The following is a 16,111-nucleotide window of genomic DNA, read 5'->3' on the forward strand; positions in this document are numbered from 1 at the left end:
CACTGATCGACCTGTCACCCCGCCTCATGGGCGCACAATGCGGTACCGGTCGCATATCAGGTCCCGGGCTTGGGCCTATTCCATGCGGCGTGGCCGGTAGCGTATGCGCGAACAGCACACCGCCGGACCACACACACGGGTGCGGTCGGGACTGACGGAGAGGGCTGGAACTGTTATGGAAGAGCCGCGTCGCCTCGGCGGCCGGTACGAGCTGGGCTCGGTGCTCGGCCGCGGTGGCATGGCCGAGGTGTACCTCGCGCACGACACCCGGCTCGGCCGCACCGTCGCCGTGAAGACGCTGCGGGCCGACCTCGCCCGTGACCCGTCCTTCCAGGCCCGGTTCCGCCGTGAGGCCCAGTCGGCCGCCTCGCTGAACCACCCGGCGATCGTCGCGGTGTACGACACCGGCGAGGACTACGTGGACGGGGTCTCCATCCCGTACATCGTGATGGAGTACGTGGACGGCTCCACGCTCAGAGAGCTGCTGCACTCCGGCCGCAAGCTGCTGCCCGAGCGCACCCTGGAGATGACCACCGGCATCCTCCAGGCCCTCGAGTACTCGCACCGCAATGGCATCGTCCACCGGGACATCAAGCCGGCGAACGTCATGCTGACGCGCACCGGCCAGGTCAAGGTGATGGACTTCGGCATCGCGCGCGCCATGGGCGACGCGGGCATGACCATGACCCAGACCGCGGCCGTCATCGGCACCGCCCAGTACCTCTCCCCGGAGCAGGCCAAGGGCGAGCAGGTCGACGCCAGGTCCGACCTCTACTCGACCGGGTGCCTGCTGTACGAGCTGCTCACCGTACGTCCGCCGTTCGTCGGCGACTCCCCGGTGGCCGTCGCCTATCAGCATGTCCGGGAAGAGCCCCAGCCGCCGAGCAACTTCGACCCCGAGATCACGCCCGAGATGGACGCGATCGTGCTGAAGGCGCTGGTCAAGGACCCCGACTACCGCTACCAGTCGGCCGACGAGATGCGCGCCGACATCGAGGCCTGCCTCGATGGCCAGCCGGTCGCCGCGACGACGGCGATGGGCGCGGTGGGCTATGGCGGCTACGGCGGTCAGCGCCCCGAGGACCAGCCGACCACGGCGCTGCGTGCCACCGACCCGGGCGGGCAGACGTCGATGCTGCCGCCGGTGAACCCGGACGACGGCGGATACGGCTACGACGACCGCCCGGACCGCCGCCGTCAGAAGAAGTCGAACACCTCGACGGCCCTGCTCGTGGTGGCGGGCATCCTGGTGCTCATCGGTGCGATCCTCATCGGCAAGGAGATCTTCAGCCAGGACGGCGGCGACGGCAAGGTCAGCGTCCCGAACCTGGTCGGCAAGCCCTTCACCGAGGCCCAGCGGCTCGCGACCAACTCGAACGTCAAGGCCGTACGGGGGGGCACCGCCCGCTGCGACGAGCCGAAGGGCAGCGTGTGCAGCCAGGACCCGGCTGCCACCGACGGCGCCAAGATGAATGAGGGCGAGACCATCAAGGTCCTCCTCTCGGAGGGCGCGCCGCTGGTGGAGGTGCCCGATGTCACGGCCTCCCAGGAGGAGACCGCCACCACGCGCCTGGAGAAGGACGGCTTCGACGTCAAGGTCGAGGAAGTCGAGTCGGAGGAGACCCCCGGCACGGTCATCAGCCAGGACCCCGAAGGTGGCACCAAGGCCGAGAAGGGCACCCAGGTCACCCTGAAGGTCGCCAAGCAGGCCAAGGAGACAGTGCCGCCTGTGGTGGGTCAGCAGTTCGACGCCGCGAAGAGCCAGCTGGAAACCCTCGGCTTCACCGTGGCACGCACCGATGTCGACTCCGACAAGCCCGCGGGCGAGGTCGTGTCGCAGGACCCGGCGGGCGGCTCCAAGCAGGCCAAGGGCGCCACGATCACGCTCCAGGTCTCCAAGGGTCCGCAGCAGCAACCTCAGACGCAGGTCCCCGAGGTACGGGGCAAGCGTCTGGGTGAGGCCAAGCAGATCCTGGCGGGGTTCGGCTTCACGAACATCACGCTCGCCAACGGCAGCTCCCAGGACGACAACGCGCTCGTCGTCCAGATGGACCCGCAGCCCGGCACCCAGGCCGACCCCGCGGCGACGTCGATCACTCTCCAGACGCTCGGCGGAGGCGGCAACCAGCAGGGCGGCAACAACAACGGCGGAGGCTTCGGCTTCGGCGGTTAGCAGCAGCGGAGTGTTCGGCCGTAGGGGCCGTCCGCCCCGGCCGCAGCACAGCACAGAGCCCCGGCAATCCCTACCGGATGCCGGGGCTCTGTGCTGTGCTGCCGCGCTACTGCGGCGTTCTGACGAGGGTAGGCCCGTCAGCGCAGTTCCCGGGGCCTCGTACGGGCGCTGTCGACCTTCTCCGTGCGCTCCAGCTCGCCCCAGACCACATACCGGTAATCGGAGGTGTACAGAGGCGTGCAGGTCGTCAGGGTGATGTAGCGGCCGGGAGCGGTCCTGCCCGACTCCTTAGGCACCGGCTGGAGCACGTCGACGTTGAACTTCGAGGTCTGCTTCAGGTCCTTGAAGACCCGGTAGACGTACCAGGTGTCCCTGGTCTCGAAGACGATCGGGTCCCCGGTCCTGATCTGGTGGATGTTGTGGAACTTGGCGCCGTGGCCGTCGCGGTGGGCGGCAAGGGTGAAGTTCCCCCGCTTGTCGGTGGGCAGCGCCGACTTGATGGGGTCGGTGTAGTAGCCCGCGACACCGTCGTTGAGGGTCTCGGGGTCGGTGCCCTTCTTCACCAGCACCTCACCGCCGCCCATGGCAGGGACGTGGAGGAAGCCGATGCCGTCCTTGGTGTCCAGCTCGCCCGGCCCCTGGGGGACGGCCCAGTTGTGGCGCACCCGGTCGCTCTCCTTGGTGGCCGCGCGGTCCGCGAGGACGTTGGTCCACCAGAGCGAGTAGACGACGAAGAGCGCGAGCAGCACTCCCGCGGTGATCAGCAGTTCGCCGAAGACACTGATGACGCCGGCGATCCGGCTGCGCGCACGTGCCACTGCACCTGCCCCTGTTTCCTGTCGTTCTGGAAATCCGGTCCGGTCACGCCTCAGCCGACGAGCGCATCGGGCTTGCCCTTGCTCCGCGGGCGTTCGTCGACCATCTTGCCCCACACGATCATTCGGTACGTACTCGTGAATTCGGGCGTGCATGTCGTGAGGGTGATGTAGCGGCCGGGGTCGGTGAATCCGGAGCCATCCGGCACCGGAGCGATCACGCTGGTGTTCGAGGGGGCGGTCTGCGGGAGAATGCTCGCCATCTTGTAGGTGTAATACGCGTCTTGGGTCTCGACGACGATCGGATCCCCGGGCGCGAGACGGTTGATGTAGCGGAACGGCTCACCGTGGGTGTTGCGGTGACCGGCGACTGCGAAGTTGCCCTGCTTGTCGGACGGCATGGCCGTCTTGAGGGCCCCGTCCGCGTAGTGACCGACCATGCCCCTGTCCAGCACCGAGTGCTTGTCGATGCCTTCGGCGATCGGGACGACGACATCGAGCTTGGGGATATGCATGATCGCGAAGCCCTGCCCCGGCTCGAAAGCACCCGGCGCACGGCCCTTGGCCCAGTCATCCTGGATCTGGTTGGCGGCGGCATTGGCCTGCTGTCCGGCGAGGATGTTCGTCCACCACAACTGGTAGGTGACGAACAGCAGCATCAGCACGCCGACGGTGATGAAGAGTTCACCGAAGACCCGGCTGGCGACGACCGCGGGGCTGTCCTTCAGGGCCCGGGCGCGCCGGCGCGCCTCGACCCGGGTGAGCGGGGCGCCCTCCTCGCTCGGCACCTGGCCGGTCGCAGTGGACGCCGGCGCGCCGCCGGCCCTGCGCCGACCCTTCGCGGCACGCCGGCGCTCGGCCCGGCCGCCCGGAGGCCGCTCGGGCGACCCGGCTGGGGACTCGGGTACGGACGCGGGCACCTCTGACGTCCAGGGACTGGAACCGGGACCGGCCCGGTGCGCGGCGTGCCTGCCGTGTCCCCCGGTGGTCCGGTGCGCCGCCGCCTCGTCGGCGGGGGCGTACTGCTGCCCGTACCAGTCCTGTTCGTAACCCGGGGAGTCCTCCGTGGCGTACCGGCCGTATCCGGTCCAGTCCCACTGCTCCGGGGCCGGGGAATGCCCGGGAACGCTCCCGTCCCGGAGCCACGGCGCACCCCCCTCGCCGTTCATGCCAGGGCCTTGCCGCCCACCACCGGCGCGAGCCCTGCCGAGCGGCCGACCGCGCCCGTGTCGCCACATTGCTCAAGCCAGTTGGCGAGCATGAGATGACCGTGCTCCGTGAGGACGGACTCCGGATGGAACTGCACGCCCTCCAGTGCCAGTTCACGATGGCGCAGCCCCATGATGATGCCGTCCTCGGTACGCGCCGTGACCTCCAGCTCGTCCGGGACCGTCGTCGGCTCCGCCGCGAGCGAGTGGTAGCGCGTCGCCGTGAACGGCGAGGGCAGCCCCGCGAAGACGCCCTTGCCCTGGTGCAGTACGAAGGACGTCTTGCCGTGCAGCAGCTCCGGCGCCCGGTCGACGACCCCGCCGTAGGCCACCGCCATCGACTGCATACCGAGGCAGACGCCGAAGACGGGCACTCCGGTCGCCGCGCAGTGGCGGACCATGTCGATGCAGACCCCGGCCTGTTCGGGAGCACCCGGCCCAGGGGACAGGAGCACCCCGTCGAAACCGTCCTGCGCGTGTGCGGTCGACACCTCGTCGTTGCGCACGACCTCGCACTCCCCACCCAGCTGGTAGAGGTACTGGACGAGGTTGAAGACAAAGCTGTCGTAGTTGTCGACGACGAGAATGCGCGCGCTCACTGGCCGTCCACCGTCACATCGTTGAACGGAAGCAGCGGCTCCGCCCAGGGGAACACGTACTGGAACAGCACATAGACGACCGCGAGGGCCAGCACGAGCGAGATGAACGCCCGCGCCCATGCGTTGCCCGGCAGATGCCGCCAGATCCAGCCGTACATGCTGTCCCTTTCTTTTCCTCGTACGGAACCAGACTAAAGGGCGTAAGGGGCCCGTGGGTCAGCTGTGGAAAGCTTCCGGCTTGCCATCCGTCACAGGCCGGGTGCCGTCGAGGTATGCCCATACGATCAGCCGGTGGCTGCTTCCCCACTCCGGATCACAGGTGGTCAACGTCAGGTAGCGCCCCGGACCGTCGAACCCCGACCGCTTCGGTACGGGGTCGATGACCGCGACATCACTGGGTACGGTGCGAAACGGCTCCCGTTTCACTCGATAGGTGAACCAGGTCGTCCCGTCCGTGAGGATCACCGCGTCCCCCGGCCGCAGCCTGGGAAAGTCCTTGAACGGGTCCCCATAAGTGCGGCGGTGGCCTGCCACCGCGAAGTTCCCGGTCTCACCCGGACGAGCACTGCCCGGATAGTGACCCAGGCCCTTCTTCAGGGTGCCGGCGGAGGTGCCCTCCAGCACGGGCCAGTCCCATTCCGCCCCGAAGCGGGGTATGTACAGCACGGCGAAAGGCTTGCCCGGTTCGTACCCGCGGGACGGAGCCGAGGGCGCCGGGGTGGTCGACGGTGGCGGTGAAGGCGACGGTTCGAGGGGAAGCCGGGTCCATTCCTCCTGGAGCCGGACGATCTCGTCGTCCGAGGCGTCGGCGGCCTTCACTCCGGTCCAGAGCAGCAGATACGCCACGAAGAGCACGATCACGGCGCCGGCCGTGACGCAGATCTCGCTGAGGGTCCTGACGATCAGTCGCAGCGATCCCGCTCGCACCGGCCGCCCCTCCCCGCTCCCCGGGAGCAAGGTCCTGTCCCGCCCTAGGGGACCGGCTCCGCGTAATGCAGATCCACTGTGCCCGAATAGCCGGGAAGAGTCACCGCATCGCGCTCGTCCACTTTCCAGCCGAGGCCGTACGCCTGCACATAGAGCTGGTAGTTCTGGATCGCGGGCGACGCCGTCAGCGACCGCTTGAGCCGATCCGGGTCGCCTACAGCGGTGATCTTGTACGGGGGTGAGTAGACGCGGCCCTGGAGGATGAGCGTGTTGCCTACACACCGTACGGCGCTGGTGGAGATCAACCGCTGGTCCATGACCTGGATACCCTCGGCCCCGCCCTGCCACAGCGCGTTCACCACGGCCTGGAGGTCCTGCTGGTGGATGACCAGGTCATTGGCCTGGGGCTCCGGATAGCCAGGGGCTGCCTGGGCGTTCGCGGGAGCATCATTGAGGGTGACGGTGACGGCCCGGCCCCGGACCTTCTCGGTCCCCGCGTCCTTCTCAAGGGCCTGGAACCGCTCGTCCTGGGCCTTGGTGGACCCGTCGTCGCGACGGGCGAGTGCGTCGACATCACCGCGGACCGCCGCGGTGGACCGGTCCAGCTCGGCGTTCTTCTCGCTGCGCTGCTGGATCAGGTCGGAGAGCTTCAGCAGCGAGTCGTCGGTGCGGAGGTTGGTGCCCTTGGCGGTGTTGAAGCTGGTGACGAAAATCAGCCCGGCGAGCGCGAAAACGGCAGCGGTCAGCAGCCGGACCGGCCGCGGCGCGAAACGGCGGACCGGCCCTGGGGGAGTGTCGGCGGAATTGCTCAACGTACCCTTACTCCTACGGTGACCGCGGAAGCACTACGCTAACGGACGCCCGGGGGAGGCCGTGAGCCCCCTCGCCCCCGCCCCGGCGCCAGCCACATTTCCCCTGCGCGGTCACGCAGCGCATCGACAGGAGAGTCCCTCGTGCCGAAGTCACGTATCCGCAAGAAGGCCGACTTCACACCGCCGCCGGCGGCGAAGCAGGCGACGAGCATCAAGCTGACGAACCGCAGCTGGGTGGCGCCGGTGATGCTGGCGCTGTTCCTGATCGGGCTCGCCTGGATCGTCGTCTTCTACGTGACCGACGGCCGGCTTCCCATTCAGTCCTTCGGCAACTGGAACATCGTGGTCGGCTTCGGCTTCATCGCCGGTGGCTTCGCCGTCTCCACGCAGTGGAAGTAGCCGCGACCTAGCCGTCGGGGAACCGCCGGGGGGAGCCGCAGAGGGCAGATGTCAAGCTCTGCCCCGACCTTGTCCACAGAGTTATCCACAGCAGTGGGAAAGGTCAGACGATCTGTGGATAACTCTCATCGGACGGTGACTCCAATGTGACTGCGGCGGCCATTCCGGGGAACGGCTCTCCGCCCGCGTGCCCCTTGCCCCTCCTGGGAAATCCCAGATCAGGGACAAGGGGCACAGCTGTTCCCGACAGCCCGCACAAGATCCGCCACACGCTGTGGACAACCATGGGGAAATCTCGCTCAGGTGAGCGACTGGGTCCTCAGGACCACGGTGACGATGATCGCCATCAGCACCAGCGCACAGGTCCCGAACTGCACCAGGGATCGGCGCCGGGCCGGGGCGTGCACCATGCCGAAGGCGATGACTCCGCCTGCGACCAGCCCGCCGATATGGGCCTCCCAGGCGATCCCGCTCCAGGTGAAGGTGAACAGCAGATTCAGCGCGAGCAGCGCGATCACCGGGCGCAGGTCGTAATTCATCCGGCGCATCAGCACGATGGTGGCGCCGAGCAGTCCGAAGATCGCACCGGACGCCCCGAGTGCGCCCTGGTTCGGCGCGGCCAGCAGATAGGTGAGGGCGCTGCCCGCGAGCCCGGAGAGCATATAGAGCGCGAGGAAGCGCACCCTGCCGAGCGCTGCCTCCAGGGGCCCACCGAGCCACCACAGGCCGAGCATGTTGAAGGCGATGTGCCAGATCTCCTGATGCAGGAACATCGAGGTCACCAGGCGGTACCACTCGCCGTCGGCGACACCGACCACCTGCCCGAGCTGCGGACTGAACGCGGCACCCACGAGATCGAGCCGCAGGACCAGGGTCTTGTCGGCGAGCACCGCGAGGAAGACCGCGAGGTTGACGCCCAGAAGGATCTTGGTGACGAGACGGGGGTCACCTGAAATGACGGCGCTTCCCGTGATCGTGCGTGGCCGGCTGGCGGTCGCCGCGTGTCCCGTACCGGATCCGCTGCGCACGCACTCCGGGCACTGGAAGCCGACCGAGGCGCTGACCATGCACTCCGGGCAGATCGGGCGCTCACAGCGCGTGCAGCGGATGCCCGTCTCCCGGTCCGGGTGGCGGTAGCAGCTCGGCAGCCCCTGGGCCGCCTGGTGCTGGTCCGGGCTTCCTGGCGCCTGATCCATGAGGTCCCCTCATCTTCTGGCCCTCGTCCTGCGGGGCCTGCGCAACGCATCGCGCCCCGCTCGTCTTACGGACGAGCGGGGCGGAAAGGTTCCCGTGCGGGAGCCGGGCGCTCCATACGGGCGCCCTGGCCGGTTCAGCCCTCGCGGGTCTCGATCACGACGGACTCGATCACGACGTCGTTGACCGGGCGGTCGGTGCGCGGGTTGGTCTGGGCGGTGGCGATGGCGTCCACGACCTTCTTGCTCGCATCGTCGGCGACCTCGCCGAAGATGGTGTGCTTGCGGGTCAGCCAGGCGGTCGGCGACACGGTGATGAAGAACTGCGAGCCGTTGGTGCCCGGGCCTGCGTTGGCCATGGCCAGCAGGTACGGCTTGTCGAAGGCCAGGTCGGGGTGGAACTCGTCGGCGAACTCGTAGCCGGGGCCGCCGGTGCCGTTGCCCAGCGGGTCGCCGCCCTGGATCATGAAGCCGCTGATCACCCGGTGGAAGACCGTGCCGTCGTACAGCCTGTCCGTGGACTTCTTGCCGGTCGCCGGGTTCGTCCACTCGCGCTGGCCCGTGGCGAGCTCGGTGAAGTTCTTGACCGTCTTCGGCGCGTGGTTCGGCAGAAGCCGGACGTTGATGTCGCCGTGGTTGGTCTTCAGGGTGGCGTAAAGCTGCTCGGCCACGATGTGCCTTCCTTGAGTCTTCTCTGACGTCAACCGATCCTCGCACGGAAGTGCCGTCGGTATGGAAACCGTGACCCAGATGCCTGTCCCGCATGCCGAGTGGGCGCCTGGCAGGCATGATTTCGAAAAGGGCGGAAAGGCGAACTGTGCCCCGCCAGGGACACCAAACCCCTCAACCTGCCACGACCGCCACCGAGGAGGAGGATCCCGTGACCCGCATGGAAAGCGTGCGTGCCGCGACCGATACGGCCAAGGAAGGCGTGCTGCACGCCGCGGAAGTGGTGGCGCCCTACGCCGAAACGGCGAAGGACCAGGCCGCGCAGTACGCGCACGAGGCCCGCGTCTATCTCGCCCCCAGGGTCTCCCGTGCCACCCAGCAAGCCCGTCAGCAGTGCCGCACCCAGTACAAGGCCCATGTGGCCCCGCATGTGCCGCCGAAGGTCGACATCGCCGCTCACCGGGCCGCCGTCATGACCCGGAGTGCCGCGCGTCAGGCGGCGGACTACACGAAGCCCCGGCTCGAGCACGCCGTCGCGGTGGCCCAGCCCGTGGGGCAGGAGGCCGCGGCCCGATCCACAGCTGCCCTGGCCGCGCTGCGCGGCCAGGTGTCGGCGAAAGAGGTCCGGAAGCTGGTGAGGAAGCACGAGCGGCGCGCGAAGGCGGGCCGTGTGGCCAAGGGCGTGGGTCTGCTCAGCGTGGTGGCCCTGGGGCTCTTTGCCGCCTGGAAGTGGTGGGACAAGCAGGCCAACCCGGACTGGCTGGTCGAGCCGCCGGCTCCCACCGAGGTCTCGGCCGACTCCGGCGCGTCCTTCACCTCGGACGACAGGAGCGGCAAGGCGGCGCTGGATCCCGAGGTCCAGGCCAAGGAGGCGGACTCCGAGTCGGGCGGCGAGGACCGTCGCTGACTCCGGCTGACGCCGAGGTCATGGGCGCCGGGAAGGCGGAATGCTTCCCGGCGCCTCATGCCGCCGGGGTGGCGAGCGCCGCGCCGGGCACCGGCAGTGGGCCCTGGAGCAGCGCCAGGCCGTCCGGCGGCTCTGCGCGATAACGCACCGACGGTGAGGTGCCATGGGCCTCTGCCCCGATGCGCTGCTTGATCGTCGGCGGCAGCGACCGGTCCCGTGGCGCCCGTTGCGGTGTCGCCCCCTGCCTTGGTACGCGCCCCGCGCCGGGGGTCTGTGGCTCATATGTCTGTTGCGTCCTTCGCGTCTGTCGCGTCTGTCGCGTCTTTCGCGGAGTGACGCGCTCCCCCGTCTCCACCCGCACCGGCAGCGCGGGCCGCTTGCGGGAGGCGGATGCGGAGCCGGTCAGCCCCAGTGAGGCGAACAGCGCGGCAAGCAGGGAGATGAGAGCGGTCCACAGACTTGTGACCTTGACGGCGGCCATGACCCCTCGCTTTCGGGATAGGGCGTTTTACATACCTTCCTCATGATGTGGACGCATCTCGAGAAGTCGGGGATCTACGCCACGAGTCGAGCGATCTTCAGATGAACACCACCCGTCCGGCCTACGCTCCCCCGCCACCACCGCACGGGTCGAGCATTCCCGCGAGCCCTTCCCCAGGCCCCGTGAACCCCTTGACCTCATTGGCGAGTACGGCTCCTAACACCCCCGCACCACGGGTGCAACCCGGAACGGAGACGGCGTGCTGCGCCGAACGCGGCACGGGCGACGCAGAGGCGACGCAGAGGCGCACAAGGGCGCGAAAAAGCCCCTCCGGCTTACGTTTCCGCAAGTCGGAGGGGCTTTCATCCGGTGGAGCCTAGGGGAGTCGAACCCCTGACATCTGCCATGCAAAGACAGCGCTCTACCAACTGAGCTAAGGCCCCGGAACAGGGAACAGAGTACCGGGTCACCCCCCTGATCCTGCAAAAGGATTGGGACTCCCGGTATCCGACCACTCTCCGTAGGATGCTCGTCAGGTTCGCGGCAGCGAAGCCGACGCATGGGGAAGCGATGGGGAGACGCACATGGACGCAGCACAGCAGGACACGACCGCGAGAGCGAGAGAGCTTCAGCGCAGCTGGTACGGAGAGCCTCTGGGGGCGCTCTTCCGCAGGCTGATAGACGATCTGGGGCTCAACCAGGCGCGGCTCGCGGCAGTGCTCGGGCTGTCGGCACCAATGCTCTCCCAGCTGATGAGCGGGCAGCGGGCCAAGATCGGCAACCCTGCGGTGGTCCAGCGCGTCCAGGCCCTTCAGGAACTGGCCGGGCAGGTGGCCGACGGCAGCGCCAGTGCCGCCGAGGCCACGGCCCGGATGGACGAGATCAAGAAGTCGCAGGGCGGGTCCGTACTCACCAGCACCGGGCAGACCACGACCAGCTCCGGAGCTCCGACCGTGCGCCGGGTGGTCCGGGAGATCCAGTCGCTGCTGCGCTCGGTGGCGGCGGCCGGGGACATCATCGACGCGGCGGACACCCTCGCAGCGACGCACCCCGAGCTGGCAGAGTTCCTCAGGGTGTACGGCGCGGGGCGTACGGCCGACGCGGTCGCCCACTACGAGTCGCACCAGAGCTGAGGACGAGGTCCGGGGGCGCCGAAGCCCCCGGGCAGGGCACGGCATCGGAACAGGGAACCGGGGGCGGGCGCGGCACAATGGGTGAGGTCTTCGCTGGTCGGTACGAGCTGATCGACCCGATCGGCCGTGGTGGGGTCGGCGCGGTCTGGCGCGCCTGGGATCAGCGGCGGCGGCGCTACGTAGCCGCGAAGGTCCTCCAGCAGAGCGACGCCCACACACTGCTGCGCTTCGTGCGTGAGCAGGCGCTGCGCATCGACCATCCCCATGTCCTGGCCCCGGCGAGCTGGGCCGCGGACGACGACAAGGTGCTGTTCACCATGGATCTGGTGAGCGGCGGTTCGCTGGCCCACCTGATCGGGGACTACGGCCCGCTGCCGCCGCGCTTCGTGTGCACCCTGCTCGACCAGCTGCTGTCCGGGCTCGCGGCGGTGCACGCCGAGGGGGTCGTGCACCGAGACATCAAGCCGGCCAACATCCTGCTGGAAGCCACCGGGACCGGACGGCCGCACCTGCGGCTGTCCGACTTCGGTATCTCCATGCGCAAGGGCGAGCCCCGGCTGACCGAGACGAGCTATGTCGTGGGGACGCCCGGCTATCTCGCCCCCGAGCAGATGCTGGGTGCCGAGCCGGACTTCCCCGCCGACCTCTTCGCGGTCGGCCTTGTCGCCCTCTATCTGCTCCACGGCCAGAAGCCCGACGCCCGGGCTCTGGTCGAGCACTTCGCCGCACACGGGACTCCGGGCGCTCCCCAGGGCATCCCCGAGCCGCTGTGGCAGGTACTCGCCAGTCTGCTCCAGCCGGACCCGCAGACGCGGTTCCGTACGGCCACGGGGGCGCGCAAGGCGCTGGCCTCCGCCGTGGAGCTGCTGCCCGAGCCGGGAACCGACGACGAACCGGTCGAGGTCTTCGACCAGATCGGGCCGCTGCCCAGCGGCTTCGGCCCCGAAGGCCCCGAGCGGCCCGCACACCCTGAGCGGTCCGCGCCCACGACCGCGCCCACGACTCCGTCGGCACCGCCGGCGGCTCCCGCCGAGGGCCAGGCCCCCGTGGTCGGCCCGTCGCACACCGGTTCCGCGACGACCGGCTCCGCGGCTGCGCCCGCTCCGCACAACGCGACCGGCCGGCAGCAACCCGTCGACCACGGCCCGCACACACCGCCGCCCGCACCGCCGGCGCCACCCATGCCCGCACCCTCCGAGACGGGTTCCTTCCATCTCGCGCCGCCGCCCGCGCAGCAGACGGCGCAGACCGTGCCGGTGACCTACGGACAGACTCCGACGCGCCCCTACACCGCCGAGGCCCCGCGCCCGCCCGCGCCCATGCCCGTCTCCCCGCCCCCGCGCGTCGACAGCCGCGAGCCCTCCCCGCACGTGCGCCCGGGACCACCCCCGAAGGTGGCGATCCCGGTGCTGCTGGTGGCCCTGGTCTGCTTCGCCGTGGGCATCTGGGCACTCACCCAGGTGTGACGCCCGCCGTCCGGTCCTCAGGCTGCCGGGCGGTGTCTCCGCGCCAGGACCCTCCAGCCTCCGAGAACCAGCAACAGCACGGTCCCGGCCCCGATCCCGGCCACCGCGACGAGCTTCATCGTGTCGCTCCTGGCCGCCCCGGGGCCGCTGACCCCCTTGGCCACCGCGTCCCGGTCGTCGTCGGTGACGGCGAATATCCCGGGCTGTCCGTCGTAGCCGGGACCCTGCTTCGCCTGCCGCGTCACATTCACCCGCAGCGTCAGTGGCACGGCCTTGTCGCCGTACTTCTCCGCGAGTGCCGGACTGAGCGCCGCCGACACGTAGTACCAGCCGGCGAAACGCATACCGCTCGCGCTCTCATTGCTGTCGAAACGGTTCTCGTAGGCCACCGGAGGCAGTGACTTCAGCCCCAGCGACGAGGGCTTTCCGTCGTACGGCCCCGCCGCCTGGAGCACGTAGCCGCGGGCGGGATTGTGCAGTGCCACCACCAGGGCGTCGCTGACGTAGTCGGTGCTCGCCGTGCTCGAGCCCAGGTCGGCGGCGACGAAGAGCTGCTGACCCCAGTCGACCGGCACCCGGAAGTAGCGTGTCTGCCCGGGCTTGATGTCGTCGCGCCACTCGCCCTGCCCGATGCTCATGGCGTCGTTGAAGCCGGTACCGCCCGCCCGCTTCTGCGGGCCGCCCGCGGGCGGTGCGGGGGAGGCCGATGGCCAGTCCTCGGGGGCTTCGGTGGGCCCCGCGGCCTTGAGTGGGGGCTCCTCGTCGTAGCGGATCTCCAGATCCCAGTCGTCCGGTGTGGACGTCGGTTTCGTGGTCCGCTCGACGAGCACGTAGTACGCGCCGCGCTCCTGGCAGTTGGTGCTGTCCGGCTCGATCATCCGATGCGCGTAGGCGGCGATCGGGCGGGTGAAGGTGCCCCCCTCGAAGGACGCGTCCTGCGTGCTGCACTGGGAGTCCGTGCCGCTCTTGAGGCTCACGGTGATGCCGTCGCCGTACTCCACCTTGCCGCCCGCCCTGGGTACGGCCACCACCGAGACATAGGCGTTCGTCCTGGCGTCGAGATCGAGGCGGTAGTAGAGCTTGCCGTCCTTCTTGATGCGATCCCGGTAGACGGAACCGGGCGTGAGCCGCTGGGCGTTGCTGTTGACGGTGGCGCCACGGACCGGCTTGGCCTTGCTGTCGAAGGAGTACGAGCCGGGCGCGTCCGCCGCCTGCGCCGTACCGCCCGGCAGCGCCATCACGGCGCACAACGCCGCGCACCACGCCGCCGTCATCCTGCCCCGGCTGTGGCCCCGGCCCTTGCCGCGCTGCCTCATCGCGCCCTCCCCCATGTCGTGTCCGTGCGGCCGTTCCTGCCCCGCGACGCCCGTGTGCGTACGAGAGCGAAAACGATCCCGGCGATCAGGACGACCGCGCCACCCGCGACCATCGCGGTCATGGTGCCGGTCCATCCTGCCCCGCCCGTCCCGGCGCTGTCCGCGCGGGTGGCCGGCTTCTTCACCGCCACCGGCGCGCCGTACTGCGGCCCCGACTTCGCCTCGCCGAGCACTGCCACTCGCAGCACCACACCGACCTGCGGGTTCTCCGCGATCTCGGCGGCCCGGGAGCCGAGTGTGACGGCGATGTAGTAGTCGCCGTCCTGGTGCACGGGAATGACATTGGGGTGGTGCTCATAGCGGTTGGTCCAGGAGACCGGGACCGTGCCCATCTTCAGCGCGGCCGGCCGTCCGTTGTAGACCGTCCGCTGCCCGAACTCGATGGTGCCGCCGCCCACCGGCGCCCGCGCCGGAGTGAACACGTCCGTGGCACCGTACGACCAGTTCCCCGAGGTTCCCGAAGTTCCCGAAGTTCCCGAAGTTCTCCCGACAGTTGGCTCGTTCGCGAACTCCACGTCGTAGCGCAGCTGCTGCCCCCAGCCGACGTGGACCTTGTACCAGCGTGTCTGCGAAGGAAGTATCCGGTCGCGCCACACGCCCTGACCGATCTCCCTGGCGTCGTTGAATCCCGTGCCCCCCGCCACGTCCTCCGGGTCGCCCAGCGGCATGACCGCGCCCTTGTCGCCCTTGCCGTAGTCCGGTCGCGACTCGGCCGGTGTGACGCCGCGCGCGAGCGGCTTCTCGACTCCGTATGTCAGCTCGAGCGGCCAGCGGGTGGAGTCCGAGCCCGGTGCGCTCTTCCGCTCGACCACAAGCCAGTAACGCCCCGCCCTGTCACAGGTATTGCCACCTCTCGCACTGGGCACTCGTGCGACCGCCGAGGTGAGCGGGGTGGCTCCCTCCACCTGGAAGAAGTGCTCGGTGCTGGACTCGCAGGAGCTGAAAGAACTGCCCGAACCCCCGCTGTCGTACTCGATCCTGGTGCCCAGGGCGTCGAGCTGGTCGATGGCCGACCCGGGTTGCGGCACGGCCGTCGCCGAGAAGTCCGCCGTGGAGACCGCGTCGAGGCCGACCGCGTAGTGCCTCTTCTCGCCCGGCCCGAGGGAGTCCAGGTACTGCCCCGGCGCGAGCACGGGTGCGGCGGCACGCCCCGGTGTGCCCTCGACCGGTTTGCCGCGCAACCGGTAGCCGTCCGCGGACAGCCGCGCGGAGCGTTGCAGCTGCCGGGCCAGAGCCTCGGCGTCGGGTGCCTCGTAGTAACGCCCGTTGCCGGCTTCGGCGATGCACTCCAGTTGCCTGCGGGCGGCGCCGCGCACCTGGAAGCCCACGGTGTCGATGCGCAGCCCGGCCCCCTCGTCGGCGAGCTGCTTCGCGACCTCGCAGGGCTCCGGTGTGCCGCAGGTGTCCTCGCCGTCCGAGACCAGCAGGATCGTGCGGGTGCCGATCTCCCCGCCCGTGGGCTCGGGAAGGTCCTGGGCGGCCTTCTGGAGCGAGAGGCCGATGGGAGTGTCCCCCTTGGGCCGCACGGACCCGACCGCCTGCTTCAGGGCCGCCCGGTCGAGCGCCCGCACGGGCCGGACGAGACGGGTGTCGGTGCAGCCCCGGGGCTGGTCCGCACCGTAGACCCGCAGACCGGTGGGATGCCCGTCGGGGAGTGCGTCCACAACACCGGCGACCGCCGACCGGGCGGCCTCCATCCGCGTCCGCCCCGTGCCGTCGTCATCGGCCATCGAGCCGGACGAGTCGAGAACCATGACAAGTCCGCCGGCCCCGCCCGCCTCCGGCGCCGGGGCTCTTTCGGCGCGTGCTCCCGACAACGCGGCGGCGGGCGGCACTGTGATCGCCAGGGCGAGCAGCGCTCCGGTGGTGAGAAGTGCCGTACGCGTACGGCGCCAATGCCTGGAATGCATCCGCCGATCCCCCTCCACACCGACATCAACTTTGCATACGCAA

Annotated in this window: 16 protein-coding genes and 1 tRNA gene; 5 read left to right on the forward strand and 12 right to left on the reverse strand. The window is 69.5% G+C overall.

The genetic code is table 11. The features are described 5' to 3' along the window. Positions 1-175: 175 nt before the first annotated feature. Complete coding sequence (pknB, locus tag ACFV6V_RS03710; protein WP_385558557.1) at positions 176-2,173, forward strand: Stk1 family PASTA domain-containing Ser/Thr kinase; 1,998 nt, start codon at positions 176-178, stop codon at positions 2,171-2,173. 137 nt (positions 2,174-2,310) lie between these two features. On the opposite strand, the gene ACFV6V_RS03715 is transcribed toward pknB, so the two are convergent. Genes ACFV6V_RS03715 through ACFV6V_RS03740 form a run of 6 tightly spaced genes read right to left on the reverse strand, consistent with a single transcriptional unit; the run spans position 2,311 to position 6,534 of the window. Beyond that, positions 2,311-2,991: a class E sortase gene (locus ACFV6V_RS03715; protein WP_385558560.1), complete on the reverse strand. Its 681-nt coding sequence runs from the start codon at positions 2,989-2,991 to the stop codon at positions 2,311-2,313. Between the two features lie 50 nt (positions 2,992-3,041). Continuing rightward, the gene (locus ACFV6V_RS03720; protein WP_385558562.1) at positions 3,042-4,226 is read right to left on the reverse strand and encodes a class E sortase; all 1,185 of its coding nucleotides are present in this window, start codon (positions 4,224-4,226) and stop codon (positions 3,042-3,044) included. Then, the gene (locus ACFV6V_RS03725; protein ID WP_385558565.1) at positions 4,154-4,795 is read right to left on the reverse strand and encodes an aminodeoxychorismate/anthranilate synthase component II; all 642 of its coding nucleotides are present in this window, start codon (positions 4,793-4,795) and stop codon (positions 4,154-4,156) included. Before ACFV6V_RS03725 ends, ACFV6V_RS03720 begins: the two co-directional genes overlap by 73 nt. Further along, positions 4,792-4,953 (reverse strand): hypothetical protein, encoded by a 162-nt coding sequence (locus tag ACFV6V_RS03730; RefSeq protein WP_361281098.1) that lies wholly within the window; start codon positions 4,951-4,953, stop codon positions 4,792-4,794. The genes ACFV6V_RS03725 and ACFV6V_RS03730 overlap by 4 nt, the downstream gene beginning before the upstream one ends. A gap of 58 nt (positions 4,954-5,011) precedes the next feature. After that, positions 5,012-5,722, reverse strand: coding sequence for a class E sortase (locus tag ACFV6V_RS03735; RefSeq protein ID WP_385558568.1), 711 nt, complete (start codon positions 5,720-5,722; stop codon positions 5,012-5,014). A 44-nt stretch (positions 5,723-5,766) separates the two neighbouring features. After that, the gene (locus ACFV6V_RS03740; RefSeq protein ID WP_385558571.1) at positions 5,767-6,534 is read right to left on the reverse strand and encodes a DUF881 domain-containing protein; all 768 of its coding nucleotides are present in this window, start codon (positions 6,532-6,534) and stop codon (positions 5,767-5,769) included. A 141-nt stretch (positions 6,535-6,675) separates the two neighbouring features. Between ACFV6V_RS03740 and crgA the strand changes: the two genes are divergently transcribed. After that, positions 6,676-6,933, forward strand: coding sequence for a cell division protein CrgA (crgA, locus tag ACFV6V_RS03745; RefSeq protein WP_385558574.1), 258 nt, complete (start codon positions 6,676-6,678; stop codon positions 6,931-6,933). 299 nt (positions 6,934-7,232) lie between these two features. Here the strand turns inward: crgA and ACFV6V_RS03750 are convergent, their stop codons facing one another. Continuing rightward, a complete protein-coding gene (locus tag ACFV6V_RS03750) occupies positions 7,233-8,129 on the reverse strand; it encodes a rhomboid family intramembrane serine protease (protein WP_385558577.1) in 897 nt (298 codons plus the stop codon). A gap of 134 nt (positions 8,130-8,263) precedes the next feature. Continuing rightward, on the reverse strand, positions 8,264-8,797 hold the full coding sequence (locus tag ACFV6V_RS03755; protein WP_361281085.1) for a peptidylprolyl isomerase: 534 nt from the start codon (positions 8,795-8,797) through the stop codon (positions 8,264-8,266). 209 nt (positions 8,798-9,006) lie between these two features. Between ACFV6V_RS03755 and ACFV6V_RS03760 the strand changes: the two genes are divergently transcribed. Beyond that, complete coding sequence (locus ACFV6V_RS03760; protein WP_385558580.1) at positions 9,007-9,702, forward strand: DUF5324 family protein; 696 nt, start codon at positions 9,007-9,009, stop codon at positions 9,700-9,702. Between the two features lie 55 nt (positions 9,703-9,757). Here the strand turns inward: ACFV6V_RS03760 and ACFV6V_RS03765 are convergent, their stop codons facing one another. Then, positions 9,758-10,183, reverse strand: coding sequence for a DUF6344 domain-containing protein (locus ACFV6V_RS03765; RefSeq protein ID WP_385558583.1), 426 nt, complete (start codon positions 10,181-10,183; stop codon positions 9,758-9,760). Between the two features lie 370 nt (positions 10,184-10,553). Then, positions 10,554-10,626: transfer RNA gene (locus ACFV6V_RS03770), tRNA-Ala, on the reverse strand. Between the two features lie 141 nt (positions 10,627-10,767). Here ACFV6V_RS03770 and ACFV6V_RS03775 point away from each other — a divergent pair. Together ACFV6V_RS03775 and ACFV6V_RS03780 are read left to right on the forward strand one after the other, a co-directional pair. Beyond that, the gene (locus tag ACFV6V_RS03775) at positions 10,768-11,316 is read left to right on the forward strand and encodes a helix-turn-helix domain-containing protein (protein WP_385558586.1); all 549 of its coding nucleotides are present in this window, start codon (positions 10,768-10,770) and stop codon (positions 11,314-11,316) included. A gap of 77 nt (positions 11,317-11,393) precedes the next feature. Further along, positions 11,394-12,782, forward strand: coding sequence for a serine/threonine-protein kinase (locus ACFV6V_RS03780; protein WP_385558589.1), 1,389 nt, complete (start codon positions 11,394-11,396; stop codon positions 12,780-12,782). Positions 12,783-12,799: 17 nt separating this feature from the next. Here the strand turns inward: ACFV6V_RS03780 and ACFV6V_RS03785 are convergent, their stop codons facing one another. Further along, positions 12,800-14,098 (reverse strand): hypothetical protein, encoded by a 1,299-nt coding sequence (locus ACFV6V_RS03785; protein WP_385558592.1) that lies wholly within the window; start codon positions 14,096-14,098, stop codon positions 12,800-12,802. Beyond that, positions 14,095-16,068, reverse strand: coding sequence for a VWA domain-containing protein (locus ACFV6V_RS03790; RefSeq protein WP_385558595.1), 1,974 nt, complete (start codon positions 16,066-16,068; stop codon positions 14,095-14,097). The genes ACFV6V_RS03785 and ACFV6V_RS03790 overlap by 4 nt, the downstream gene beginning before the upstream one ends. Positions 16,069-16,111 lie beyond the last annotated feature (43 nt).

It is taken from the genome of Streptomyces sp. NPDC059828 (assembly GCF_042731955.1).
Taxonomy (GTDB): domain Bacteria; phylum Actinomycetota; class Actinomycetes; order Streptomycetales; family Streptomycetaceae; genus Streptomyces.